Annotated in this window: 25 protein-coding genes and 1 tRNA gene; 11 read left to right on the top strand and 15 right to left on the bottom strand. The window is 68.8% G+C overall.

Annotated features, from left to right (window positions below):
* Positions 1–67: 67 nt before the first annotated feature.
* The 6 genes from secF to MNQ95_RS12530 all read right to left on the bottom strand — a co-directional run bounded on the left by secF (position 68) and on the right by MNQ95_RS12530 (position 6,230).
* Positions 68–1,033: a protein translocase subunit SecF gene (gene secF / locus MNQ95_RS12555; RefSeq protein ID WP_162408600.1), complete on the bottom strand. Its 966-nt coding sequence runs from the start codon at positions 1,031–1,033 to the stop codon at positions 68–70.
* 18 nt (positions 1,034–1,051) lie between these two features.
* Positions 1,052–2,893, bottom strand: coding sequence for a protein translocase subunit SecD (gene secD, locus MNQ95_RS12550; protein WP_162408599.1), 1,842 nt, complete (start codon positions 2,891–2,893; stop codon positions 1,052–1,054).
* A gap of 58 nt (positions 2,894–2,951) precedes the next feature.
* Complete coding sequence (yajC, locus tag MNQ95_RS12545; protein WP_162408598.1) at positions 2,952–3,293, bottom strand: preprotein translocase subunit YajC; 342 nt, start codon at positions 3,291–3,293, stop codon at positions 2,952–2,954.
* 120 nt (positions 3,294–3,413) lie between these two features.
* Positions 3,414–4,550, bottom strand: a complete 1,137-nt coding sequence (gene tgt / locus MNQ95_RS12540) for a tRNA guanosine(34) transglycosylase Tgt (protein ID WP_241953077.1) — start codon at positions 4,548–4,550, stop codon at positions 3,414–3,416.
* Positions 4,551–4,652: 102 nt separating this feature from the next.
* The gene (queA, locus tag MNQ95_RS12535) at positions 4,653–5,765 is read right to left on the bottom strand and encodes a tRNA preQ1(34) S-adenosylmethionine ribosyltransferase-isomerase QueA (RefSeq protein ID WP_241953076.1); all 1,113 of its coding nucleotides are present in this window, start codon (positions 5,763–5,765) and stop codon (positions 4,653–4,655) included.
* A 33-nt stretch (positions 5,766–5,798) separates the two neighbouring features.
* A complete protein-coding gene (locus MNQ95_RS12530; protein ID WP_162408595.1) occupies positions 5,799–6,230 on the bottom strand; it encodes an Lrp/AsnC family transcriptional regulator in 432 nt (143 codons plus the stop codon).
* A 132-nt stretch (positions 6,231–6,362) separates the two neighbouring features.
* On the opposite strand from MNQ95_RS12530, the gene MNQ95_RS12525 reads away from it, so the two are divergent.
* Positions 6,363–7,859 (top strand): aminotransferase class III-fold pyridoxal phosphate-dependent enzyme, encoded by a 1,497-nt coding sequence (locus tag MNQ95_RS12525; protein ID WP_241953075.1) that lies wholly within the window; start codon positions 6,363–6,365, stop codon positions 7,857–7,859.
* Between the two features lie 132 nt (positions 7,860–7,991).
* A complete protein-coding gene (gene upp, locus MNQ95_RS12520) occupies positions 7,992–8,621 on the top strand; it encodes a uracil phosphoribosyltransferase (RefSeq protein WP_241953074.1) in 630 nt (209 codons plus the stop codon).
* 68 nt (positions 8,622–8,689) lie between these two features.
* Here upp and MNQ95_RS12515 read toward each other — a convergent pair whose 3' ends face one another.
* The 8 genes from MNQ95_RS12515 to rsmD form a co-directional block, all read right to left on the bottom strand.
* Positions 8,690–10,471, bottom strand: coding sequence for a glycoside hydrolase family 9 protein (locus tag MNQ95_RS12515; protein ID WP_425605670.1), 1,782 nt, complete (start codon positions 10,469–10,471; stop codon positions 8,690–8,692).
* Positions 10,441–10,848: an MAPEG family protein gene (locus MNQ95_RS12510; RefSeq protein WP_241953073.1), complete on the bottom strand. Its 408-nt coding sequence runs from the start codon at positions 10,846–10,848 to the stop codon at positions 10,441–10,443. Before MNQ95_RS12510 ends, MNQ95_RS12515 begins: the two co-directional genes overlap by 31 nt.
* A 41-nt stretch (positions 10,849–10,889) precedes the next feature.
* The gene (locus MNQ95_RS12505) at positions 10,890–11,780 is read right to left on the bottom strand and encodes an MBL fold metallo-hydrolase (RefSeq protein WP_162408587.1); all 891 of its coding nucleotides are present in this window, start codon (positions 11,778–11,780) and stop codon (positions 10,890–10,892) included.
* Between the two features lie 65 nt (positions 11,781–11,845).
* The gene (ggt, locus tag MNQ95_RS12500; RefSeq protein ID WP_338423328.1) at positions 11,846–13,621 is read right to left on the bottom strand and encodes a gamma-glutamyltransferase; all 1,776 of its coding nucleotides are present in this window, start codon (positions 13,619–13,621) and stop codon (positions 11,846–11,848) included.
* Positions 13,618–13,896 carry a YfhL family 4Fe-4S dicluster ferredoxin gene (locus MNQ95_RS12495; protein WP_241953072.1) on the bottom strand — a complete coding sequence of 93 codons (279 nt, stop codon included), beginning with the start codon at positions 13,894–13,896 and terminating at the stop codon, positions 13,618–13,620. The genes ggt and MNQ95_RS12495 overlap by 4 nt, the downstream gene beginning before the upstream one ends.
* 52 nt (positions 13,897–13,948) lie before the next feature.
* Positions 13,949–14,452 carry a hypothetical protein gene (locus MNQ95_RS12490; RefSeq protein WP_162408585.1) on the bottom strand — a complete coding sequence of 168 codons (504 nt, stop codon included), beginning with the start codon at positions 14,450–14,452 and terminating at the stop codon, positions 13,949–13,951.
* 32 nt (positions 14,453–14,484) lie between these two features.
* Positions 14,485–14,988: a pantetheine-phosphate adenylyltransferase gene (coaD, locus tag MNQ95_RS12485; protein WP_162408584.1), complete on the bottom strand. Its 504-nt coding sequence runs from the start codon at positions 14,986–14,988 to the stop codon at positions 14,485–14,487.
* Between the two features lie 13 nt (positions 14,989–15,001).
* Positions 15,002–15,640, bottom strand: coding sequence for a 16S rRNA (guanine(966)-N(2))-methyltransferase RsmD (gene rsmD, locus MNQ95_RS12480; RefSeq protein WP_162408583.1), 639 nt, complete (start codon positions 15,638–15,640; stop codon positions 15,002–15,004).
* Positions 15,641–15,697: 57 nt separating this feature from the next.
* On the opposite strand from rsmD, the gene ftsY reads away from it, so the two are divergent.
* The 3 genes from ftsY to MNQ95_RS12465 are packed head-to-tail and all read left to right on the top strand — an operon-like array spanning position 15,698 to position 18,299.
* Positions 15,698–16,924, top strand: coding sequence for a signal recognition particle-docking protein FtsY (ftsY, locus tag MNQ95_RS12475; RefSeq protein WP_162408955.1), 1,227 nt, complete (start codon positions 15,698–15,700; stop codon positions 16,922–16,924).
* Positions 16,925–16,935: 11 nt separating this feature from the next.
* Positions 16,936–18,000: an A/G-specific adenine glycosylase gene (gene mutY / locus MNQ95_RS12470; protein ID WP_241953071.1), complete on the top strand. Its 1,065-nt coding sequence runs from the start codon at positions 16,936–16,938 to the stop codon at positions 17,998–18,000.
* 26 nt (positions 18,001–18,026) lie between these two features.
* Entirely contained in the window at positions 18,027–18,299 is a 273-nt protein-coding gene (locus tag MNQ95_RS12465) for an oxidative damage protection protein (protein ID WP_162408581.1), read from the top strand.
* 69 nt (positions 18,300–18,368) lie between these two features.
* Here MNQ95_RS12465 and MNQ95_RS12460 read toward each other — a convergent pair whose 3' ends face one another.
* Positions 18,369–18,854 (bottom strand): DUF6491 family protein, encoded by a 486-nt coding sequence (locus tag MNQ95_RS12460; protein ID WP_241953070.1) that lies wholly within the window; start codon positions 18,852–18,854, stop codon positions 18,369–18,371.
* A 146-nt stretch (positions 18,855–19,000) separates the two neighbouring features.
* Between MNQ95_RS12460 and MNQ95_RS12455 the strand changes: the two genes are divergently transcribed.
* The 6 genes from MNQ95_RS12455 to dxs all read left to right on the top strand — a co-directional run bounded on the left by MNQ95_RS12455 (position 19,001) and on the right by dxs (position 23,453).
* Positions 19,001–19,076, top strand: a tRNA-Phe gene (locus MNQ95_RS12455).
* A 192-nt stretch (positions 19,077–19,268) separates the two neighbouring features.
* Positions 19,269–19,481: a hypothetical protein gene (locus tag MNQ95_RS12450; protein ID WP_241953069.1), complete on the top strand. Its 213-nt coding sequence runs from the start codon at positions 19,269–19,271 to the stop codon at positions 19,479–19,481.
* An 87-nt stretch (positions 19,482–19,568) separates the two neighbouring features.
* Positions 19,569–20,114 carry a lipocalin family protein gene (locus tag MNQ95_RS12445; protein ID WP_241953068.1) on the top strand — a complete coding sequence of 182 codons (546 nt, stop codon included), beginning with the start codon at positions 19,569–19,571 and terminating at the stop codon, positions 20,112–20,114.
* Between the two features lie 49 nt (positions 20,115–20,163).
* Positions 20,164–20,640 (top strand): LEA/WHy family protein, encoded by a 477-nt coding sequence (locus tag MNQ95_RS12440; protein ID WP_162408577.1) that lies wholly within the window; start codon positions 20,164–20,166, stop codon positions 20,638–20,640.
* Between the two features lie 52 nt (positions 20,641–20,692).
* Positions 20,693–21,340: an HNH endonuclease gene (locus MNQ95_RS12435; RefSeq protein WP_162408576.1), complete on the top strand. Its 648-nt coding sequence runs from the start codon at positions 20,693–20,695 to the stop codon at positions 21,338–21,340.
* A 178-nt stretch (positions 21,341–21,518) separates the two neighbouring features.
* Positions 21,519–23,453 (top strand): 1-deoxy-D-xylulose-5-phosphate synthase, encoded by a 1,935-nt coding sequence (gene dxs / locus MNQ95_RS12430; RefSeq protein WP_241953067.1) that lies wholly within the window; start codon positions 21,519–21,521, stop codon positions 23,451–23,453.
* Positions 23,454–23,515 lie beyond the last annotated feature (62 nt).

Here is a 23,515-nt window from a genome sequence, read left to right as displayed (position 1 = left end):
CCTGTGGCACGGTCAAAGAAAAAGCCGCCCCGAGGGGCGGCTTTTCTGTGGCGTTGCCGCGGCCCTGTTACGGGCGCCGCGCCAGCGCCTCTTCGTCCTTGGCCTTGGGCAGCAGGTCCTGCTTGGTGACCTTGAGGAAGCCTACCGTCAGCAGCGGACAGGCGATGAAGATCGAGGACAGCGTGCCGATCACCGCGCCGATCATCTGGCTCATGGCCAAGCCTTCCAGCGAGCCGCCGCCGTACAGGTACAGCGCCAGCACCGACAGGAAGAACACCACCGAGGTGATGATCGTGCGCGACAGGGTCTGGTTGATCGAGCGGTTCATCACTTCCAGCGGCTCGACGCGCAGGCTGCGGAAATTCTCGCGGACGCGGTCGAACACCACGATGGTGTCGTTGATCGAGAAGCCCATCACCGCCAGCAGGCCGGCGAGCACGGTCAGGTCGAAATCGCGGCCGGTCCAGGAGAAGAACGCCGCCGTCACCAGCACGTCGAACAACGTGGTCGCGGTGGCCACGACCGCGAACTTCCACTCGAAGCGGGCGCCGATGTAGATCAGGAAGCCCACCACCACGAACAGCGCCGCGTACAGGCCGTTGCGGGCCAGCTCGTCACCCACCTGCGGGCCAACGAACTCCGTGCGCTGCAGGTTCGCGGCGTTGTCGGGCAGGGACGCGGCGGCAAGCACCTCCTGCGCCGTGCGGTTATTGGCATCGGTGGTGGTCTGGCCATCGCGCGGCTGCAGGCGGACCAGCAGGTCGTTGCCGCTGCCGAAACTCTGCACCTGCGCGCCCTCGTAACCGGCCGAAGCCAGGCGTTCGCGCACGCCATCGATGTCGACCGCATGGTCGAACCGCACCTCGACCACGGTGCCACCGGTGAAGTCCAGGGCGTAGTTGAAGCCATTGACGACGACGGTGCCGATCGAGGCGACGAACAGCAGCGCCGCGATGGTCAGTGACACCCAGCGCATCCGCATGAAGTCGATGCGGGTGTCGTTCGGGATCAGGGTCAGCGGGAAGATATTCATGTGTGTGTTTGCTTCCCGTCAGATGGCCAGGGACTTGAGCTTCTTGCGGCGGGCATAGACCAGCGTGACGATCGCGCGCGAGACGGTGATGGCGGTGAACATCGACGCCAGGATGCCGATCATCAGGGTCACGGCGAAGCCCTTCAGCGGGCCCGTGCCGAAGGCGTACAGGGCGATGCCGGCGATGATCGCGGTCAGGTTGGCGTCGAGGATGGTGCCGCTGGCCTTGTCGTAACCGGTGACGATCGAGGTCTTCGGCGGCACGCCGGCACGCAGTTCCTCGCGGATGCGCTCGTTGATCAGCACGTTGGCGTCCACCGACAGGCCGATCGACAGGGCCAGGCCGGCGAAGCCCGGCAAGGTCATGGTTGCGCCGAACAGCGACATGACCGCGACCACGATCAGCAGGTTGAACATCAGCGCCACGCCGGTGATCAGGCCGAACATGCGGTAGTACACGCCGAAGAACACCAGGGTGAACAGGAACGCGTACAGCACCGCGGTCACGCCGCGCTCCACGTTCTCCGCGCCCAGGCTCGGACCGACGATGCGCTCTTCGACGAAGTCCATCGGCGCGGCCAGCGAGCCGGCGCGCAGCAGCTTGGCCAGGTCCTCGGCCTCGGCCTTCTCAAGACCGGTGGTCTGGAAATTCTTGCCGAATACGCCTTGGATGGTGGCGGTGTTGATCACCTCTTCCCTGACCCGGAAGCTGCGCACCTCCTCACCATTGACCATGGTCACCTGCGGGACGCGCTCGGTGAACACCACCGCCATCGGCTTGCCGACGTTGGCGCTGGTGAAGTCGAACATGCGGTCGCCGCCCACGTTGCTCAGGGTCACGCTGACCCCCGGCTGGCCATTCTGGTCAACCATGGCCGAGGCGGTCTGCATCTGGTCGCCGGTGACGATCACGCGCTTGCTCAGCAGAACTGGCTCACCGGTGCGGCGGTAGAAAACCTTGGCTTCCGGTGGCACGCGACCGCTGGCGACAGCATCGGCGGCATTGCCGTCGATCACCGCACGCCATTCGAGCGTCGCGGTAGCACCGATCATGCGCTTGGCCGCCGCGGTGTCCTGCACGCCGGGCAGCTGCACGACGATACGGTCGTTGCCCTGGCGCTGGATGATCGGCTCGGCCACGCCCAGCTCGTTGACGCGATTGCGCAGGGTGTCGATATTCTGTTTCAGCGCACCTTCGGAAATGGCACCCAGTTCGGCTTCCGGAATCCTCACGACCATACGGCTGCCCGCGCCTTCCACGGCCAGGGTCGGCATCACCTTGGCCAGCTGCTCGCGGGCCTTGGCCGGGTCGGCGTCGGAGGCCAGGGTGATGGCGATGCTGTGGTCGGCGCGACGGTCGACCGCGGTGTAGCGGATGCGGTTGTCGCGCAGGGTCACGCGCACGTCTTCCACGTAGGCATCGACGCGCTTCTCCAGCGCGGCCTTCTGGTCGACCTGCAGCACGAAGTGCACGCCGCCCTGAAGGTCCAGGCCCAGCACCATCGGAGCGGCGCCGATCCGGTCCAGCCACGGCGGCACATTGGAGGCCAGGTTCAGGGCGACGGTGTAGTTCTCGCCCAGGTTGCTGCGCAACGCGTCCGCGGCCAGGGTCTGCGCGTTGGCGTCGGCCAGGCGGACCATCAGGCTGTCGCCTTCCACCGCCACCGACTTGGGCTGCACGGCGGCGGCCTCGAGGTAGCCACCGACCCGGGTCTTCAGCGCATCATCCAGCGCCGCGCCACGGTTGCCGGTGATCTGTACGGCGTAGTCACTCTGGTAGATGTTGGGCAGCGCGTAGACCACGCTGAGCGCCAGCACCAGCAGGATGACGAAGTACTTCCAGCGGGGAAATTCGAGCATTGCGGGACCCCGCGCGGTCCCGCCCCGCGGGACCACGCTCATCGGTGGGACGGGAGGATCAGGCGGACTTCAGGGTGCCCTTGGGCAGCACGTTGCCGATGGCCGCCTTCTGCACGCGGACGCGCACGTTGTCGGCGATCTCGACGGTGACGAAGTTGTCGCCGATGTCGGTGACCGTGCCGGCCACGCCGCCCGAGGTGATGACCTCGTCGCCGCGCGACAGTTTGTCGAGCATGCCCTTGTGTTCCTTCTGCCGCTTCATCTGCGGGCGGATCATCAGGAAGTACATGATCGCGATCAGGATGATCGGGAACAGCAGCATGCCGAAGCCGCCGCCCTGCGGTTGGCCACCGGCGGCCTGGGCATGGGCGGCCGGGATCAGGAGGTCGAGGAAGCTCATCGGGATCGTCCAGTTTTGCGGAAAATAGCCGCGGAGTATGCCATAGGGGCGACCCGGGCCGGTTGCAAGGCCTGCCTGTGACCGGTTTTACGGCCCGGGGTTCCCCATGGGGGCTACCGGTCAGGCCGGATCGGCGGGCACGGCAGCGCCGCGGGCCGCGTAGAACCCCGTCCGGAAGGCCTGGAACCGGCCTGCCTCGATCGCCGCGCGCATGTCGGCCATCAGCTTCTGGTAGTACCAGAGGTTGTGCAGGGTGCCGAGCATCGGCGCCAGCATCTCGTTGCAGCGGTCCAGGTGGCGCAGGTAGCTGCGGGTGTAGCCACCGGCGCAAGCCACGCAGCCGCAGCCCGGCTCGATCGGGTCCATGTCGCGCTCGTACTTCGCGTTGCGGATCCGGACCGTGCCGAAGGAAGTGAAGAAGTGCCCGTTGCGGGCGTTGCGGGTCGGCATCACGCAATCGAACATGTCCACGCCGCGAGCCACGCCTTCGACCAGGTCCTCGGGACGGCCCACGCCCATCAGGTAGCGTGGCCGGTCGGCCGGCAGGCGTGGATGCAGGTGTTCGAGCATGGCGTTGCGCTCGTGCTCGGGCTCGCCCACCGCCAGGCCACCGATCGCATAGCCGTCGAAGCCGATCGCATGCAGGCCATCCAGCGAACGGCTGCGCAGGTCCGGATAGACGCTGCCCTGGACGATGCCGAACAGTGCGGCGTCGTTGCCCAGTTCGTCGTGCGCGTTGCGCGAACGCTGCGCCCAGCGCAGGCTCAGCTCCATCGAACGCCGGGCGACGTCCGCGGTGGCCGGGTACGGCGTGCACTCGTCGAAGATCATCACCACGTCCGAGTCGAGCACCTGCTGGATGCGCATGCTCTCCTCCGGGCCCAGGAACACCTTGGCGCCATCCGTCGGCGAAGCGAAGGTCACGCCCTGCTCGGTGATCTTGCGCCGGTGCGCCAGCGAGAACACCTGGAAACCACCCGAATCGGTGAGGATCGGCCCGTTCCAGCGGGTGAAGCCGTGCAGGCCGCCATGCGCGCCGATCACCTCGAGGCCCGGACGCAGGTACAGGTGGAAGGTGTTGCCGAGGATGATCTCGGCGCCCAGCGCGCGGACCTGGTCCGGCAGCACGCCCTTGACCGAGCCATAGGTGCCGACCGGCATGAACGCCGGCGTCTCCACCGTGCCGCGCGGGAAAGCCAGGCGGCCGCGGCGCGCCGCGCCATCGGTGGTCTTGAGCTGGAACTGCAATCGGGACATTGAACTGCTGGGGACGTTGGGGGACGTATTGTCGCCGATCGGCTTCCGCACCGGATGCGTGGCGGCTGGCGACGCAAGTCCCCGGGGCCGGCGCGGCTCGGGCTAGGCCCAGGCAGTGGCTGCGGCGCGTCTTCGCGCCTGGGAATCCTGCCCCCACAGCAGCATCGCGTCGCCGTAGGAGAAGAAGCGGTAACGCTGCTCCACCGCGTGGCGGTAGGCATCGAACACCCGCTCTTTGCCGGCGAAGGCCGACACCAGCATCAGCAAGGTGCTTTCGGGCAGGTGGAAGTTGGTCAGCAACGCGTCGACGCTGCGGATCCGGTAGCCGGGGAAGATGAAAATACGGGTTTCGCCGGCAAAAGGCGCGAGCTCGCCGTCGCGCATCGCGCTCTCGAGCGCGCGCACCACCGTCGTACCCACCGCCACCACCCTGCCCCCGGCTTCGCGCGTGCGCCTCACCTGCGCGACGAGCTCGGCGCCGACGTTGAGCCATTCGCTGTGCATGGTGTGCTGGCGCACGTCGTCCACCCGCACCGGCTGGAAGGTGCCCGCGCCCACGTGCAGGGTCACGTGTCCGAACTGCACTCCGCGCTCGCGCAGCGTGGCCAGCAGCGGCTCGTCGAAGTGCAGGCCGGCGGTGGGCGCGGCCACGGCGCCCACCTGCCTGGCGAACACGGTCTGGTAGCGCTCGGCATCGTCCTGGCCCGGCTCGCGGCGGATGTAGGGCGGCAATGGCAGGCGGCCGACCTTCAGCAGCCACGCCTCCAGTCCGCCCTTGACCTCGAAGCGCAGGTCGTAGAACTCGCCATCGCGACCCAGCACCTCGGCCCGGCCGCCGCCGTCCAGCGCGATCTTGCTGCCCGGCTTGGGCGACTTGCTTGCGCGTACCTGGGCACGCGCCTGCTCGCCGGGCAGCAGCCGTTCGATCAGGATCTCGACCCGGCCGCCGCTGTCCTTCTGTCCGAACAGGCGCGCCGGGATCACCCGGGTGTCGTTGAACACGAGCAGGTCGCCCGGCTGCAGCAACCCGGGCAGGTCGCGCACCTGCAGGTCGGAGAACGCACCCGTGACCGGCGGCACGAGCAGCAACCGGCTGGCGGATCGCTCCGCCAGCGGGGCCTGGGCGACCAGTTCCTCAGGCAGCGCGTAGTTGAAATCGGACTTCTTCAAGGCAGCGGTTCGGCGGGCGCCCGGGCACGGGTGGAAGCCGCCCATTGTAGCGGCCCGCCCCGGTTGGCCCGCGAAGCCTCAGCGCTCGAACTTGGTCGACAGCACGATGGCCGAGGAGGTGCGCTCGACCCCGTCGATCGCGCCGATCCGGTCGGTCAGCAGGTCCATCTGGTGCACGTCGGCCACCACGCCCAGCGCGACCAGGTCGTAAGTGCCGCTGACGGACTGCAGCGTGCGCACTTCCGGGATCGCGTGCAGTTCCTTGACCACCACAGCCATCTTCTTGGGAAACACGGTGATCATGATGTGCGCCCGGATCCGCGCCTGCTCCACGCCTTCGTCCACGCGCACGGTGTAGCCGCGGATCACGCCGGCGCGCTCGAGCCGGTCGATCCGGCTCTGCACCGTGGTCCGCGACAGGTCGAGACGGCGCGCGATCTGCGCGGTCGAGGCGCGCGCGTCCTCCCTGAGCAGGGACAGGAGCTGTTCGTCGGCATCGGTGATCTTCAATTCGCCCGTCCGGTTTCGTCGATTCGACGAAATTCAATGGATTCCTGCGCGGATCATAGCTGCCAATCGACGATCCCATCCAGATAATAGGCTGATAGCCCATTGTCAGGGCCCTTTGTCCGGGAGATCCGCATGTCCGTCCTTGCCCCCCTCGCCCCTCTGCGCTCGCACGCAGGCCAACGCCTGACCGCCGGCCTGGACGACGCCAGCGTCACCCGCCTGGCGGGCTCGCATCCGGACCTGTCCGCTGCCATCGAGGCTGCCGCTGCGGAGTACGCCCGCCTGCGCAATGACATCACCGGGCTGCTCGACCTGGACGAAAGCGCGCAGATCGAGGCGCTGCAGGCCGGCTTCGTCAACTTCTATGCCGACGACTGCATCACCCCCTATGTCGCCCTCGCCGCGCGTGGCCCCTGGGTGGTGACCCTCAAGGGCGCCGTGCTGTACGACGCCGGCGGCTACGGAATGCTCGGCTTCGGCCACGCCCCGGCCGCGGTGCTCGAGGCGATGGCACGGCCGCAGGTGATGGCCAACGTGATGACCCCCAACCTGGCCCAGCACCGTTTCATCGGTGCGCTGCGCCGGGAAATCGGGCAGTCCCGCGGCGGCTGCCCCTACGAGCGCTTCATGTGCCTCAACTCCGGCTCCGAAGCCGTGGGCCTGGCCACCCGCATCGTCGACATCAACGCCAAGCTGCAGACCGACCCGGGCGCGCGCCACGCCGGCGCGACGATCAAGCGCGTCGTGGTCAAGGGCAGCTTCCATGGCCGGACCGACCGCCCGGGCCTGTATTCCGATTCCAGCCGCCGTGCCTACGTGCAGCACCTGGCCAGCTACCGCGGCGAGGACTCGGTGATCGTGATCCCGCCCTACGACGTGGCCGCACTGCGCCAGGCCTTCGCCGACGCGGCGACGAAAGGCTGGTTCATCGAAGCGGTATTCCTGGAGCCGGTCATGGGCGAAGGCGACCCGGGCCGCGCCGTGCCGGTGGAGTTCTACGCCGCCGCGCGCGAACTGACCCGCGACCACGGCAGCCTGTTGCTGATCGATTCGATCCAGGCCGGCCTGCGCGCGCATGGTGTGCTCTCGCTGGTCGACTACCCCGGCTTCGAGGGCGTCGAACCGCCGGACATGGAGACCTACTCCAAGGCGCTCAACGCCGCCCAGTTCCCGCTGTCGGTGCTGGCGGTGACCGCGCACGCCGCCTCGCTGTACCGCAAGGGCGTGTACGGCAACACCATGACCACCAATCCGCGCGCGCTGGACGTGGCCTGCGCGACGCTGGCCCTGCTGACCCCGCAGGTGCGCGAGAACATCCGCGTGCGCGGCGCACAGGCCGTGCAGAAACTCGAACGCCTCAGGGCCGAACTCGGTGGCCTGATCACCAAGGTCCAGGGCACCGGCCTGCTGTTCTCGTGCGAACTGGCCCCCCAGTTCAAGTGCTACGGCGCCGGCTCCACCGAGGAATGGTTGCGCCAGCAGGGCGTCAACGTGATCCACGGCGGCGAGAACTCGCTGCGCTTCACCCCGCACTTCGGCATGGACGAGGAAGAGCTCGACCTGCTGGTGTCGCTGGTCGGCCGCGCCCTGCGCGAGGGCCCGCAACGGGAGCAGGCCTCGGCGGCCTGACGCGAACGCGGCGAACGCGTCGGCCCGCGCAAGGGCCGGCGCGCACAGGAGGTGCCGGTTCCTCCTGTTCCGCACCTTCCAACGGGCGCGCGCCTTGGGGCAGACTGGCCGGTGTCATTCGGAGCCGCTGCCATGAAAACCGTCGAAGTCCGCCATCCGCTGGTCCAGCACAAGATCGGCCTGCTGCGCGATGCCGCGCTCAGCACCAAGGGCTTCCGCGAGCTGGTCACCGAGCTGGGCACCCTGCTTGCCTACGAGGCCACCGCCGACCTGGAAACCGAGGCGGCGACCATGCCCGGCTGGGCTGGCGAGGTGCAGGTGCGGCGCATTGCCGGAGCCAAGATCACCGTGGTGCCGATCCTGCGCGCCGGACTGGGCATGCTGCCGGGCGTGCTGGCGTTGATTCCCGCAGCCAAGGTCAGCGTGGTGGGCCTAGCGCGCGACGAGGAAACGCTGCAACCGGTGCCGTACTTCGAGCGCCTGACCGGCCGCCTCGACGAGCGCGATGCGCTGATCCTGGATCCGATGCTGGCGACCGGCGGCACCCTGATCGCCACGATCGACATGCTCAAGCGCGCCGGTGCGCGCCGGATCAAGGGCGTGTTCCTGGTCGTCGCACCGGAAGGCCTGGCCAACCTGGAAGCGGCGCATCCGGACGTGGAGGTCTATACGGCCGCGATCGACCGGCGCCTCAACGAGAAGGGCTACATCCTGCCCGGCCTGGGCGATGCGGGCGACCGCATCTTCGGCACGCGCCTGTAGCCGCGTCGGGCGACGCTGCGTCCACGTCCAACAGATTTTCTCCTGCAGGAGCCCACTTCAGGCGGCGCCTACAAGGGCGCCAGGTACTGGATCGCGGAACTGACGTAGACCAGGGGCGCGTTCCAGTTGATCGCGGTCTCGTTGCTGGCGTAGCTGCAGTCGTGGTCGATCCACGACAGCGCGGGTACCGCGCTCCTGTAGTGCGCCACGCCCTTGCAGTCGGCCCGATCCTGCTGGCTCGGATTGGGTCCACCGGAAAGCAGGCCCGGCACCGGCGATGCGATGCCGTCGGCCTGCGACGGCCGGTGGTGGATGTGCATCGGCGTGCGCAGTCCGTGGCCGGTGACGAAGGACACGCCCAGCGGATTGCGGCCGAGCACGTAGTCCAGCTGCGACTGCGCCGCGTCCAGGTACGTACGTTCCCGCTCCAGCCGGTAGGCCTGCAGCAGCACCATGGCCTGGTTCAGCGCTACGGCATTACTGCCCCAGACGAAGTCGCGCGGCTGCATCGCCACCCGCCATGGCGACTCCCGCGACTGCGCGGCCAGGCGCGCGGCGAGCTGGCCGACCTGCCGTTCCGCCGCATCCCGCGACGCCGCGGGCAACCGCTGGCGGTGCGCGGCCAGGGAGATCCAACCCAGCGCGCCGACATCGGCCCAGTTCGGCACGTCCGCATCGCGTGCGTGCCTGGCGAACGCCTCGAGGTAGTGCGCATCGCCGGTGAGCAGGTACAGCTCCGCCGCGGCCCAGGCGAACTCGTCGTCCAGCTTCTCGTCGCCGTAGGCGCCCGTGCGCACGTCCTGCGGCTGCCGGTAGAACGAATCGGGATGGGCCTGCGCCCAGCGCCACGCGGCTTCGGCTGCCGCACGCATCCGCGCCGGCTCGCCGGGAAACTGCGCCTCGTAGCTGGCATAGACGCGGCTGGCAGTGGCCATCACTGCGGCGAAATCCAGCGCCGCCGCGGTGGAACGGCCGACCATGTAACGACGCTTGACGGCCTGGTCGGGCATCACCATGCCGTCGAAGCGCAGGTTGGTGAGCTTGTGGTACACGCCGCCGTCGCCGGGATCCTGCATCGCCAGCATCCAGCGCAGGTTCCACCAGGCCTCGTCGAGGATGTCCGGCACGCCGTCGCCGCTTTCCGGGATGCCCAGTTCGCGGCCGCGGAAGAATTCCGGGAAATGTTCGTAGGCCGCCAGCAACGTCCAGGTGGTGATGCCGGAATTGACCACGTACTTGTTGTAGTCGCCGGCGTCGTACCAGCCGCCGGGCGCGGACACCACGGTTCCGGCCGGGCGCCCCGGCGACGCTGCGGAGGCGTGGATCTCGACGGTTTCATCCGGATGGCCGGCCGCGCGCGCGAACCGGCCCGCATGCGCGGCCTCGACCGGCGTGCCCGAACGGATCAGGTAGAACGACTTCAGCGATGCGTCGGCCAATGCAGAATAGGCCTGCGCGTCCACCGGAAACGGATCGGAAGGCGGCAGCCCTTCCACCCGGACCCGGTAGCGCCCGGGCGCGGTCAGCGCGCCGAGGTCGGCGATGGCCGCCTCGCGCCGTGCCGGCTTCCACGCGGCGGGCGCCGTGGTCGTCCCGCTGAGCACCACGCCGCCACCCTCCTCGCGCTCCACCACGAACGCAAGCGCGCGGTCGCCTTCCACGACCGCCAGCTTCTGCGCGCCTGGCAGGAAGCCGAGCTGGTTCATCCGCACCTGGCCGACGTGAGCCGTCGTTCCGGCGAATGGATCCTGCGTCTGGCACGCCACGCACGCCCCGATGCCACCGAGCAGCAGGAGCAGCCGCGCCGCGAGCCCGGCGCTCACAGCATGGCCTGCGCGAGAAAGCGCCATACGCCGAGCAGCGCCATCGCCAGCAGCACGGCGAACGTGAGGATCGTGCCGCCGAAGCGACCGGCGGAGTAGCCGGCCGATCCACCCAGTCCGATCGCATGCGCCACGCGCGCCAGCAGCAGCACCAGACCGCAGGCCCACAACACGCCTGCGGCGGTACCGGACAGTTCGAGCAGGGCCAGCATCAGCAGGGCCAGCGGCACGTACTCGGCGAAATTGGCATGGACCCGCACCCTGCGCGTCATCGCCTCGTTGCCGCCGGTACCCACGCCGATCCGGTGCGCCTTGCGGTGCAGGATCACTCGCATCGACAGGAACAGGTAGAACAGGACGTGCAGCGAAGCGACCAGCAGGGTGATGCGGGGCGTCGGGGCCATGCGCAAGGTCCAGGTCGGAAGACCCGGCGATTGTGCCAGCCTCAGGCTGCCAGCGGCCGGGCCTGCAATTCGGCGACTTCGTGGGCGGTGCCGAACCGCCCCTTCGCGTCGCGCACCACCTGGGCCAGCGCACAGCCGGGGTCGTGGGTGAAGAACAGGTGCACGTTGCGCGCGAGCTTGTCTTCCAGGAAGGCGCGCTTTTCGTCGATCAGCAGCTCGGCGTTGCGGTCGTAGCCCATGGTGATCGGCAGGTGCACCCAGGAGCGCCCGGGGATCAGGTCGGCGCAGAACACGACGCCGCCATGTGGCTGGCCGTCCACTGTTTCCGGCCCGGCGATCTCCGCCAGCATCAGTCCGGGCGTATGCCCGTCGCTGAAGCTGAAACGCACCGACTCGCCCAGCGCGCGCGAATGCGCGCCATCGACGATTTCGAGCCGGCCGCTGGATTCCAGCAGGCCCGGAAGTTCCGGGATGAAGCTGGCGCGGTCGCGCGGATGCGGGTGCCTGGCACGCTCCCAGTGCGCGGCACCGACCAGGTAGGTCGCGTTCGGGAACAGCAGTTCCGGCGCACGCCCTTCGGCCCACGGTGCGAGCAGTCCGCCGGCGTGGTCGAAATGCAGGTGGCTGAGCACCACCACGTCGATGTCCTCGTGCTCGAATCCGGCCGCGCGCAGCGAATCCACCAGCACGTGGCGGTCCTCCTGCACGCCGTAGCGTTCGCGCAGTTTCGGCTCGAAGAACGCGCCGATGCCGGTCTCGAACAGCACCGTGCGGCCATTGAGCGGACTGGCCAGCAGCGCGCGGCAGGCCAGGTCGATGCGGTTGTGCTCGTCGGGCGGCGACCACTTTTCCCACATGGCCTTCGGCGCATTGCCGAACATCGAACCGCCGTCGAGCTTCTGCGAATTGCCGCGGATGGACCAGAGTTTCATGCGCGAATGCTAGCGGCGGCCCGGTTAAGAATCCGCAACGCGGGCCTCTACTCCAATCGCGGCGCTCAGGGCGCGACCGGGGCCGTCGCCCGCACCTGCGCGCTGCCCACGTCATTGCGCGGATCGCTACCCCCGCTCAACACGTTGCCACGGCGATCCCAGAACACCGTCTGCATGTTGCCCCAGGTGTGGCTGGAAGCACGCCCGCTGACGGTGTCCTCGGGCAGTTTCAGCACGTGGCCCATCGCGCGCAGTTTCGCCGCGACATCGGGATTCAAGGCGCCGCTCTCGGCCTGGACCACGTCGGGCATCCACTGGTGGTGGTAGCGCGGCAAGGCGGCGACCTCCTGCGCGCCGAGGCCGTCGGCGAAACCCAGCGCGCCCAGCAGCACCATGGTGATGATGCGGCTGCCACCCGGCGTACCCAGCACGGCGACGTGGTCGGGCGAGACCATGAAGGTCGGCGTCATCGAGCTGAGCGGGCGCTTGCCCGGCGCCGGCGCATTCGCCTCGAAGCCCATCACGCCGAAGGCATTGGGCTGGCCCGGCTGCAAGGCGAAGTCATCCATTTCGTTGTTGAGCAGCACGCCCGTGCCCGGCGGCACTAGGCCCGAGCCGAACAGCAGGTTCACCGTCTGGGTGACCGCTGCGCGGTTGCCGTCGGCGTCGACGATCGAGAAATGGGTGGTCTCGTCGTCCTCCAGCGGCGTCGGCCGGCCCGAGAAACTGTCGCTCGGAGTCGCCTTCTCGGGGTTGATCGTGGCCCGCAGGCCGGCCGCGTAGTACGGACTGGTCAGCACGTCGACCGGCACGTGCACGAAGTCCGGGTCGCCCAGGTAGAAGGTGCGGTCGCGAAAGGCGCGACGCATCGACTCGATGGTCAGGTGGGTGCGCAGCGCCGGATCAAGTCGGGCCAGGTCCCAGCCAACGAGGATCTGCATCATCTGCGCCAGCGCCACCCCCCCGGAAGAGGGCGGCGGCGCGGTAACCACCTCCCAGCCGCGATAGCCGAAGCGCAGCGGCTCGCGTTCGTGCACGCGATAGGCGGCCAGCTCGTCGGCAGTCCAGCGCCCGCCTTCGGCGCGCACGCCGGCGACCAGCTTCTTCGCCACCGGGCCGCGGTAGAAGCCGTCGAAGCCATGGCTGGCGAGCCGTTCGAGCGTCCGTGCCAGGTCGGGCTGCTTGAGCAGCTGGCCCTGCCGCGGCGGCTGCCCGCCGGCAAGGAATACCGCGCGCGTGCCGGGGTAACGCTCCATCACCTCACGGCGCGCGGCATAGCCGCGCTCAAGCTTGGCGTAAACCGGAAAACCGTCGCGGGCCAGGCGGATCGCCGGGGCCAGGCTCTCGGCCAGCGGCAGGCGGCCGTACTTGCCGGCAACGTGCACCAGTGCCGCCGGCAGGCCCGGGATGGCCGCGGCCCAGGGACCGTTCTCGGCACGGTCCGAGTCCAGTTTGCCGTCGGCGGTGCGGTACTGGTCCATGGTCGCGGCGGCCGGTGCGGCCTCGCGCGCATCGATGAAGACGTCCTTGCCCGCGCCCTGTGCCTGGTGCAGGAGGAAGAAACCGCCGCCGCCCAGGCCCGAACTGATCGGTTCGACCACCGACAGCGCCGCCGACACGGCAACCGCCGCGTCGAACGCGTTGCCGCCCTTGTCCAGCACCTCGAAACCGGCGTCGGTGGCCAGCTTGTGCGCACTGGCGATCGCCGCCTGGCCGGGACGCTGCGCGACTTCGGCAGGTGCGTCGGCGACGGTGCGCCCATCCGCGCGCGCAACGGCCGGCAGCACGGACGGCACAAACAGGAACAGCGCCAGCATCAGGCGCGGCAGTGCACGGGTCATCGGGCCTCCGGCAGGTAGATCTCGGGATTTTCGCGCTCAAGCCGGCGCAGCTTGGCCAGCAGCGCTTCCTGGCTCTCGGGGTACGCGGGATCGGGGTCGATGCATTCGACCGGGCAGACGACCACGCATTGCGGTTCGTCGAAGTGGCCGACGCATTCGGTGCAGCGGGCCGGGTCGATCACGTAGATGGTCTCGCCCATCGAGATGGCCTGGTTGGGACAGGCCGGCTCGCAGACGTCGCAATTGACGCAGAGTTCGTTGATCCGGAGCGACACGGTGGTTTGCGACGGCGGGCATCGTCAGGCGATGCCCGCCGCCACGATCCTCTTACTTGGCTTCGACGAAGACGTATTCGGCGCCGGTCGGCGCCAGCGCCGCCTGCACGCGCTCGTTGTCGACGGCCTCGCCGATGAACAGGATGCGCACGCCCTTCAGCGTGTCGGCCGGGACGTCGGCGAAGGCGACCTGCATCAGGTCGGCCATCTTGGCCGAAGCCGGCGAACCGAAGGCCAGCAGGTTGCCCTTCTGGACGCCGCGGGCCATCGCGGTCTTGGCCGACTCCACCTGCCGCTCGTACTTGGCCGCGAACTCCGGATCGGACTCCGGCGGCAGGTAGTACAGGAACGGATTGTTGGTGATGGTGCCCATGTTTTCCTGGACCACCGCCGGCAGGTACGCCTTCCAGCCCGCATCGTCATCCTTGGCCGGCGCGGTCAGGACCTTGGCCGCGGCAGCCTCGTTGCCCACCGCCGCCTCCTTCTTGCAGGCCGTCAGCAGCAGCGGCGAAACCAGCATGCAGGCGAGCAGGAGCGCGCGCGTCGTCTTGTTCATCAGGAACCTCCCTTCGTTCTGGAAATTGAGCATCACTCGGAAACCGCACCATTGAGCCTGGCTTCCTGCAACGCAGCGGCCACCGCCGGTGTCACGAAGCCCGAGACGTCGCCTCCCAGGCGGGCGATCTCGCGCACCAGCGAAGAGGAAATGAAGCTGTACTGTTCGGCCGGGGTCAGGAACAGGGTTTCGACCTCCGGGATCAGGTGGCGGTTCATGCTCGCCATCTGGAATTCGTATTCGAAGTCCGACACCGCGCGCAGGCCGCGCAGCAGGACGCCGGCGCCGACGTCGCGGACGAAATGTGCCAGCAGCGAATCGAAGCCCATGACCTCGACGTTGGCGTGCCCGGCCAGGGCTTCACGGGCCAGGCGGACGCGCAGCTCCAGCGACAGGGTCGGGCCCTTCGCCTGGCTGGTGGCCACGCCTACGATCACCTTCTCGAACAACGGCGCGGCCCGCGCGACCAGGTCGATATGGCCGTTGGTGATCGGGTCGAAGGTGCCGGGATAGACGGCAGTACGGCGTTGGACCACGGGACGGTGTCGTTCAGGGCGCCGGATCGGCGGCAGGGAGTGTATCAGCGCGTCCTTGTCCGGGGCCACGATAGAGCGCCGCGCGCGCCTGTGCGGTGCGCAGCTCGCGATGCAGCGTCCAGCCCGCCGGGATCTCGGGAACCTGGTCGGAGGGCGACTCCAGATACAACCATCCATCCGGCGCAAGGCGCGCCACCGATGCCTGCAGCGCGCCGTGCCAGAGCCCGGCGGCGAACGGCGGGTCGATGAAGGCGAGGTCGAACACGTCCGCCGGCTCCTGTCCGGCCAGCCAGCGCAATGCATCGTCCTGCACCACCTGTACCTGCGCACCCGCCTGCAGCCGGTCGACCGCGGCCCGCAACCCCGCCACCTGTGCCGGATCCCGCTCAACCAGCACCGCGCTGGCTGCGCCGCGCGACACCGCCTCCAGGCCGAGCGCGCCGCTGCCTGCGAACAGGTCGAGGACGCGGCTTCCGGCCAGCACCGGCTGCAGCCAGTTGAACAGCGTCTCGCGGACCCGGTCGGAGGTTGGCCTCAGCCCCTCGATGTCCGGCACCGGCAGGCGGGTCCCCCGCCAGCGGCCGCCGACGATGCGCACGTTGCCGGCTATGCGCGCGGTCGTGGCGGAGCGCGGACGCGGCGGCCTGTTCATCGGGTGGCAGTGGGGCGCGGTGCTAGCATGGCGCGCATTCTCCGACATTCGCAGTCAATGGTCAGTTTCTTCCGTCGCAAGAAGCCGCAGGACGCCCCTGCCCCCGCCAGCCGCTACAGCGCCGAAGAGCTGGCCGCCGCGTTCCCGCAGGCACCCGGCACGGCACCCGCGGACGGCGTCGATGCCGCAGCCGGCGCAACGCTGGTCGAACTGGCCGCAGTCGAGCCCGTTGTGGTCGGACCGGTTGTGGTCGATCCGGCGGTCGTCGGGCAATCGCCGGCAGACGGGGAAATCGCGATCGTAGTCGGCCCCGACACGGGCACCGTGGCCGACGCGGAAACCCTGGTCCAGCCGGCCGCAGCCCCCGGCAAGCCGGGCTGGCGCGAACGCCTGCGCAGCAGCGGTTTCGCCCGCAGCCTGGGCGGCCTGTTCTCGCGCAATCCACAGCTGGACGACGACCTTCTCGACGAGATCGAGACCGCCCTGCTCACCGCCGATGTCGGCGTCGCCGCCACCACTGCACTGGTGGAAGGCCTGCGCAAGCGGATGAAGGCGCGCGAGTTCGCCGACGCCCGCGGCCTGCTGGCCGCATTGCGCGCCGAGCTGGTCGCACTGCTGCAGCCGGTGGCGAAACCGCTGCAGATCGACCGCGACGCCAGGCCTTTTGTACTGCTGACCGTGGGCGTCAACGGCGTCGGCAAGACCACCACCATCGGCAAGCTCGCCCGGCGTTTCAAGGACGAGGGGCGCAGCCTGGTCCTTGCCGCCGGCGATACCTTCCGCGCCGCCGCCGTGGCCCAGTTGCAGGTCTGGGGCGAGCGCAATGGCGTGACCGTGATCGCACAGGGCCAGAATGCGGACGCCGCCTCGGTCACCTTCGACGCCCTGCAGGCGGCGAAGGCGCGCGGCACCGAGGTCCTGATCGCCGACACCGCCGGCCGCCTGCACACGCAGACCGGACTGATGAACGAGCTGGGCAAGATCAAGCGCGTGCTGCAGAAGCTCGACGCCGCAGCGCCGCACGAAGTCCTGATGGTGATCGACGGGACCACCGGCCAGAACGCGTTGAGCCAGCTTCGCCAGTTCCATGCAGCCGTCGGCGTGACCGGCCTGGTGGTGACCAAGCTCGATGGCACCGCCAAGGGCGGCGTCGTGTTCGCCCTGGCCCGCGAGTTCGGCATTCCGATCCGCTTCGCCGGCATCGGCGAACGCCCCGAGGACCTGCGCGTGTTCGACCCGGAGGCCTTCGTCGACGCGCTGCTGCCCGAGGCGCTGGGCGCCTGACCGCCACGACCGTGGCTGCCCGGAAGACGACTGGCGGATTCGCGGCGCCGCTGCTGGCGTGGTTCGAACGCCATGGACGCCACGACTTGCCCTGGCAACGACCGCGCACGCCGTACCGCGTATGGCTGTCGGAAATCATGCTGCAGCAGACCCAGGTCGCGACGGTCATTCCGTACTTCCTGCGCTTCGTCGACCGCTTCCCGATCCTGCCCGACCTGGCCGCCGCATCCACCGACGAGGTGATGGCGCACTGGGCGGGACTGGGCTACTACGCCCGCGCCAGGAACCTGCACGCTGCCGCGAAACAATGCATGGAGCACCACGGCGGCGGACTGCCTCGCGATTTCGACGCGTTGCATGCGCTGCCTGGCATCGGCCGCAGCACCGCCGGCGCGATCCTCGCCCAGGCCTGGGGCGATCGTTTCGCGATCCTCGACGGCAACGTGAAGCGCGTACTCGCGCGCTGGCATGGCGTGGCCGGCTGGCCGGGCACGCCAGCGGTCGAAAAGCAGCTATGGGCGCTGGCCGAAGCACACCTGGCCGCAGTGCCAAGCGGACGCATGGCCGACTACACCCAGTCCCAGATGGATTTCGGGGCCACCCTGTGCTCGCGCGCCAGGCCCACCTGCGCCGCCTGTCCACTGGAAAGCACCTGCGTCGCGCTGCGCGAAGGGCTGGTCCAGGCGCTGCCTACGCCGCGTCCCGGCAAGGTCCTGCCCGAGCGCGAGGCGGTGGCGCTGGTCCTGGAGAACGAACACGGCGAACTGCTCCTGCAGCGACGCCCGCCGACCGGCATCTGGGCCTCGTTGTGGACGCTGCCCCAGGCCGATACCGAAGCCCAACTGCGCGAATGGTTCGAAGGAGAAGTGGACGGCGATTACGACGCGGCCGAAGAGCTGCCTGTGATCGTCCACACCTTCAGCCACTACCGCTTGCACTTGCAGCCGCGCCGCCTGCGCCGGGTCGCCCCGCGGCCCCGGGTCGGCGACAATGAGGCGCAGCGCTGGGTGGCGCGCGCCGACCTGGGCGCGCTCGGCCTGCCAGCGCCCATCCGCCGGCTGCTCGACGCGCCCTGACCTACCCCATCCAGGATCCACGGAACATGTCCCGTACCGTCTTCTGCCAGTACGAACAACGCGACGCCGAAGGGCTGGATTTCGCGCCCTGGCCGGGCGAACTCGGCCAGCGCATCCTTGCCCATGTCGGCAAGCCGGCCTGGGCGTCCTGGCTGGCGCACCAGACCATGCTGATCAACGAGAACCGCCTGTCACCGCGCGATCCCAAGCACCGCGCCTTCCTGCAGGAAGAGCTGGAAAAATTCCTGTTCGGTGGCGACGCGCAGAAACCTGCCGGCTACGTGCCGCCGGAATCCTGACGGCATCCCATCGGGAACGAGACTGTCGGCACGGCGCTTGAGGCCATGCCGGCAGTGTCTGCCCGCCCGTCAGTTCGACGGTGGCTCGGCAGGCGGAGCGTCCTGGCGTGCCGCGCTCTCAGCCTGGCGGATCTCTTCCCTGCTCTGGTTGAGCGCCTGGGTGTCGATCGGCCGGATCGTATCGATGCGGCAGGGGATGCGTCCGACGGTGCTGATGCCGGGGCCGATCGGCGTCACCGTGTCGAACCGCGCGGTGACCGTGTTGGAGAAGTGCGAGATCGTGATCGAGGTGGCGAACTGCAGGTCCTGGCACGGACCGCTGAAGTTCAGCAGCCACGCCTCGTTGGGCCTCGTCCAAACGACCATCGCGCTGTTACCCAGTGGCGTCCAGCCATTGAGCCGGCCGAACATGCGGAAGCTGCGGACCGGATCGCCGGCATGGGCCTCGTAGAACGCCAGCCGCTCGGCGGGGGTGGCCCTGGGGGTACTGCTGCATCCACCCAGGCCAACGGTCATCCCTATCGCCAATACCACTACTGAAAGCAGCTTCTTCATGGCTTCTTCCTTCTTCGGGTGGACTCCGGCCGATCATGCGCCCATTCCCACGGCAACCTCAACCGGCCACATGGCACATGTGCGGCTTGTCGGATCGCGAGGGCCCCGGTATGATTCGGCCCCTCGCCGCGACACTAGTCGCGCATGGCCGGGTAGCTCAGTTGGTAGAGCAGGGGATTGAAAATCCCCGTGTCGGGGGTTCGATTCCCTCCCCGGCCACCATGTTCCGGCGAGTACACACGAAGGGCCGCAAGGCCCTTTTGTTTTGCCCGTGGGATCGGCCCGATCCCTGCCCCCGGTTCGGAGATTTCCTACACCGAGCGGGGGTGTGGCCCGATTTCCACGGGCCGCGACCCGTCGCAGACTGCAGCCCTTTCCGGCCGATCGCGCGCCGGAGCCAACGGGGATCCTGCCATGGAGCAACGCCTGCTCGTCGTCCGCAAGGACCCCCGTGGCTGCACCCTGCTCGATGGCGGGCGGCCCTTGGCCTGGTACCACTCGATCGCGGCGGCACTCGAACTGGCCCAGACCTTGGCCGATGCCAGCGCACTGCGCGACGGTTTGCCGGGACGCGTGGAAGTCTGTCGCCCGGGCCCGCCACCTCGGGCACCCGGCGCGTTCCGCTAGCGCTTCCCGCCTGCCTGGCCCCACGGCCGCGACGCTTGCCCTAACAGGCCCGATGCTAGGATCGGCGCGCCGTCCCATGGAGGCACCATGCGCGCCCTTCCGACGCTGCTCCTGACCTGCATCGCCCTGTCATCCTCGATCCTGCCGGCCTCGGCCGCATCGCCTGTGGCTTCGGTACCCGAGCTGGAACTGACGCGCTACGCCGGCCACTGGTATGAGATCGCGCACCTCCCGGTGTCGTTCCAGCGTCGATGCGCCGGCGACATCACCGCCGCCTATGCGCTTCGCGCCGACGGCACGATCAATGTCCGCAACACCTGCCGCACGCGCGATGGCGACCAGGCGATCGCGGAAGGCGTCGCCCGCACCGTGGAAGGCCACCCGGGCCGGCTTCAGGTGCGCTTTGTCCCGGGCTGGCTGTCCTGGCTGCCGCTGGTATGGGCCGACTACTGGGTGATCGCGCTGGACCCCGACTACCAGTGGGCGGTGGTCGGCGATCCGGATCGCGAATACCTGTGGATCCTCTCGCGCGAACCTTCGATGGACGCCGAACTGTTCTCCCGCCTGAAGACCAAGGCCGAGACGATGGGCTACGACCTGGCACCGCTGGTAGTGGCTGCGCCACTGCGTTGACCGTGTGTCGCAGCGTACTATCCTGCCCAGTCGCATATCCGGAGTCCGCATGAAGTCCATCCTGAAGCTGTCGATGGCCACGTTCGCGCTGTTCGTGCTGGTGTCGTGCAGTGGCAACACGCGCCGCGTGTCGCCGCCGTCGGCTGCAATCCAGCAGTTGACCGTGCAGGCCAACGGCGACTGGGCGGTGGACCTGCGCCTGCACAACTTCAGCAGCGTCTCGATGCGGTTCGATGCGGTGCGCCTTCAGGTCAGCGTGGACGAACATGGCGCCGGCGTCCTCCAGGCCTCGCCGGCCATTTCGATCGGGCCCACGTCGGCCGACGTGGTCAGGGTCTCGATGAAGCCCGATGGCATGGCCCGCATCGCGGTGGCCGATGCGCTGGCCAGCCGCAGGTCGATCGCCTACCGCCTCGAAGGCACGGTCAACGCCACCCCTGAAGAGGCCAGCAAGCCGCGCGAGTTCCAGGTCGATGACCGCAGCTCGCTCAATCCGGCGCCCGGGCTGGAAGGCGTGCTGCGCTGATGCAGCACGACATACACATCTCGTCAACATTCGGGTATAAGCTGTTATCCCGATGGAGACGGACACAGCAACGCTAGGTCTGGTCTGCGCCGGAGCGAACGCCCCGGTCGCCGCCCCACCCCCGCGGGAGCATGCACCTGCGGTAAGGGTCCTGTCGTTGGACGCGCACGGTCGCGCGATGGACTGGATCGGCTGGCAGGACGCAACCTGCCTCTACGCACGCGATGCCATCGCCTGGACCCTCGGCGACCCCTGCCTGCGCGTGCGCGGCGGCATTTGCCGGATGACCGGCGCGCGCAGCCTGATCGAACTGCATCCGATCGTCGCCACCCGCGGGCATGCCCATGCACGCGCCCTGGACCCCACCCCCAGCCTGTCCAACACCGCGTTGTTCGCCCGCGACGCCCACCTGTGCCTGTACTGCGGCGAACAGTTCGCCCGGCCACACCTGACCCGCGACCACGTCATGCCGCTCTCCAAGGGCGGCCGTGATGCCTGGGAAAACGTGGTCAGCGCCTGCTTCCACTGCAACTCACGCAAGGGCAACCGCACCCCCCAGCAGGCGCACATGCCGCTGCTGGCCGTGCCTTACCGGCCCAGCTGGATCGAGCACCTGATCCTGTCCAACCGCAACATCCTGGCCGACCAGATGGCGTTCCTGCGGTCGCAGCTGCCCAAGCGCTCCAAGCTGTCCGCCTGATTCCGCAACCCACAGACCGGTCCCGCGGATACCGCGGACGGAGGACGCTGGCCGCAGCCGCCGATTCCGGCGGGCAACGCGTCCTTGCCGGGAACGCTCTGGCGCGCGCCTGAACGACCTTGCTTGCTCCGTCACGCCCCCGGGGAGGAAAATGGCGACCCGTATCGCGCCAGTCCCGATGAGCATCGACCCCGTCCGTTATCCGCGCCTGTCTCGCATCGATTCGCCAGCCGACCTGCGCCGGTTCGACGAGGCCGAACTGCCGGCCATCGCCGAGGAACTGCGCGCCTACCTGATCGAGTCGGTGGGTCGCAGCGGCGGGCACTTCGGCGCTGGCCTGGGCGTGGTCGAGCTGACCGTGGCCCTGCACTGGCTCTACGAGACCCCCGTCGACCAGCTGGTCTGGGACGTGGGCCACCAGACCTATCCCCACAAGATCCTCACCGGCCGCCGCGACCGCATCCACACGGTCAAGCAGAAGGACGGCGTAGCGCCGTTCCCCAAGCGCGAGGAAAGCGAGTACGACACCTTCGGCGTCGGCCATTCCTCGACCTCGATCTCCGCGGCGCTGGGCATGGCCATCGCCCTGCAACGGCAGACCGGCGACGACGCCAAGACGGACGTGCCCAAGGTCGTGGCGGTGATCGGCGATGGCGCGATGACCGCCGGCATGGCGTACGAGGCGCTGAACCACGCCGGCGGCATGGACGACGAGCCGAACCTGCTGGTCATCCTCAACGACAACCGGATGTCGATTTCCGAAGCGGTCGGAGGGGTGACCAAGATGCTCGGCCGGCTGACCGGCAGCGCCACGCTGAACAAGCTGCGCGAAGGCGGCAAGAAGCTGCTGGGCGACAAGAAGAAGCCGCCGGCGCGCTTCGTGCGCCGGTGGGAAGAACACTGGAAGGGCATGTTCGTACCGTCCACCCTGTTCGAGGAAATGGGCTTCCACTACACCGGTCCGATCGACGGCCACGACCTGCCCGCCCTGGTCAACGCACTGAAGACGCTCAAGACCCTCAAGGGCCCGCAGCTGCTGCACGTGATCACCACCAAGGGCAAGGGCTACGAGCTGGCCGAAGGCGACCAGATCGGATACCACGCCGTCGGTCCGTTCGATCCGGCCAAGGGCCTGGTCGCCAAGGCCGGGGCCAAGAAGCCCACCTATACCGATGTGTTCGGCGACTGGCTGTGCGACATGGCCGCCGCCGAGCCACGCCTGCTTGCGATCACTCCGGCCATGCGCGAGGGCTCGGGGCTGGTGCGCTTCAGCAAGGAATATCCGCAGCGCTACTTCGACGTGGCGATCGCCGAACAGCATGCGGTGACCCTGGCAGCCGGCATGGCCACCCAGGGCGCCAAGCCGGTGGTCGCGATCTATTCGACCTTCCTGCAGCGCGGCTACGACCAGCTGGTGCACGACGTGGCCACGCAGAAACTCGACGTCCTGTTCGCGGTCGATCGCGGTGGCGTGGTCGGTCCCGATGGCGCCACCCATGCGGGCAACCTGGACCTGAGCTTCCTGCGCTGCGTGCCGCACATGGTGCTCATGACCCCGGCCGACGAGAACGAGTGCCGGCAGATGCTGAGCACCGGCCTCCGCCATGAAGGCCCGGCCGCGGTGCGCTATCCGCGCGGCACAGGCCCCGGCGCGGCCATCGACGACAGCCTGGAGACGCTGCCGATCGGCAAGGCGCAGCTGCGCCGCAACGGTAGCCGCATCGCCCTGCTCGCCTTCGGCGCGACCGTGCCGGCCGCCGAACAGGTCGGCGCCGAGCTCGGCCTGACCGTGGTCAACATGCGCTTCGTCAAACCGCTGGATCGCGCGCTGGTCCTGGAACTGGCGAAGAGCCACGAAGGCTTCGTCACCATCGAGGACAACGTGGTTGCCGGCGGTGCCGGTTCAGCGGTGTCCGAACTGCTCAACGCCGAAGCGGTGTTGCTGCCGCTGCTGCACCTGGGCCTGCCAGACGCGTTCCAGCACCATGCCAGCCGCGAGGACCTGCTGGGCGAAGCCGGCATCGACGCGGCCGGCATCCGAGCCGCCGTGCTCAAGCGCTGGCCGCAGCTGGCGGAAACGGAAAGCGGCCTGCCGCGCGCCGCCGGCGGCTGAGCAACCACGCCTTGTGGAGCCGGGCTTGCCCGGCTGCTTCGCCATCAAACCACCAAGCGCCT

The sequence above is a fragment of the Pseudoxanthomonas daejeonensis genome, from assembly GCF_022637495.1.
Classification (GTDB): Bacteria; Pseudomonadota; Gammaproteobacteria; order Xanthomonadales; family Xanthomonadaceae; genus Pseudoxanthomonas; species Pseudoxanthomonas daejeonensis.
Note: the sequence above shows the minus strand (reverse complement) of the source record. Positions and strands in the feature narration are given on the sequence as shown.

Excerpts from the sequence above, each read along its gene's own strand:
- MNQ95_RS12525 (WP_241953075.1), top strand. The coding sequence starts at position 6,363 with ATGTCCGTCCTTGCCCCCCTCGCCCCTCTGCGCTCGCACGCAGGCCAA.
- MNQ95_RS12515 (WP_425605670.1), bottom strand. The coding sequence starts at position 10,471 with ATGGCGCTTTCTCGCGCAGGCCATGCTGTGAGCGCCGGGCTCGCGGCG.
- MNQ95_RS12465 (WP_162408581.1), top strand. The coding sequence starts at position 18,027 with ATGTCCCGTACCGTCTTCTGCCAGTACGAACAACGCGACGCCGAAGGG.
- MNQ95_RS12450 (WP_241953069.1), top strand. The coding sequence starts at position 19,269 with ATGGAGCAACGCCTGCTCGTCGTCCGCAAGGACCCCCGTGGCTGCACC.
- MNQ95_RS12445 (WP_241953068.1), top strand. The coding sequence starts at position 19,569 with ATGCGCGCCCTTCCGACGCTGCTCCTGACCTGCATCGCCCTGTCATCC.
- MNQ95_RS12460 (WP_241953070.1), bottom strand. The coding sequence starts at position 18,854 with ATGAAGAAGCTGCTTTCAGTAGTGGTATTGGCGATAGGGATGACCGTT.
- upp (WP_241953074.1), top strand. The coding sequence starts at position 7,992 with ATGAAAACCGTCGAAGTCCGCCATCCGCTGGTCCAGCACAAGATCGGC.
- queA (WP_241953076.1), bottom strand. The coding sequence starts at position 5,765 with ATGGGCGGCTTCCACCCGTGCCCGGGCGCCCGCCGAACCGCTGCCTTG.
- yajC (WP_162408598.1), bottom strand. The coding sequence starts at position 3,293 with ATGAGCTTCCTCGACCTCCTGATCCCGGCCGCCCATGCCCAGGCCGCC.
- MNQ95_RS12440 (WP_162408577.1), top strand. The coding sequence starts at position 20,164 with ATGAAGTCCATCCTGAAGCTGTCGATGGCCACGTTCGCGCTGTTCGTG.
- ftsY (WP_162408955.1), top strand. The coding sequence starts at position 15,698 with ATGGTCAGTTTCTTCCGTCGCAAGAAGCCGCAGGACGCCCCTGCCCCC.
- MNQ95_RS12505 (WP_162408587.1), bottom strand. The coding sequence starts at position 11,780 with ATGAAACTCTGGTCCATCCGCGGCAATTCGCAGAAGCTCGACGGCGGT.
- rsmD (WP_162408583.1), bottom strand. The coding sequence starts at position 15,640 with ATGAACAGGCCGCCGCGTCCGCGCTCCGCCACGACCGCGCGCATAGCC.
- dxs (WP_241953067.1), top strand. The coding sequence starts at position 21,519 with ATGAGCATCGACCCCGTCCGTTATCCGCGCCTGTCTCGCATCGATTCG.
- ggt (WP_338423328.1), bottom strand. The coding sequence starts at position 13,621 with ATGACCCGTGCACTGCCGCGCCTGATGCTGGCGCTGTTCCTGTTTGTG.
- MNQ95_RS12510 (WP_241953073.1), bottom strand. The coding sequence starts at position 10,848 with ATGGCCCCGACGCCCCGCATCACCCTGCTGGTCGCTTCGCTGCACGTC.
- MNQ95_RS12435 (WP_162408576.1), top strand. The coding sequence starts at position 20,693 with ATGGAGACGGACACAGCAACGCTAGGTCTGGTCTGCGCCGGAGCGAAC.
- MNQ95_RS12490 (WP_162408585.1), bottom strand. The coding sequence starts at position 14,452 with ATGAACAAGACGACGCGCGCGCTCCTGCTCGCCTGCATGCTGGTTTCG.
- tgt (WP_241953077.1), bottom strand. The coding sequence starts at position 4,550 with ATGTCCCGATTGCAGTTCCAGCTCAAGACCACCGATGGCGCGGCGCGC.
- secF (WP_162408600.1), bottom strand. The coding sequence starts at position 1,033 with ATGAATATCTTCCCGCTGACCCTGATCCCGAACGACACCCGCATCGAC.
- secD (WP_162408599.1), bottom strand. The coding sequence starts at position 2,893 with ATGCTCGAATTTCCCCGCTGGAAGTACTTCGTCATCCTGCTGGTGCTG.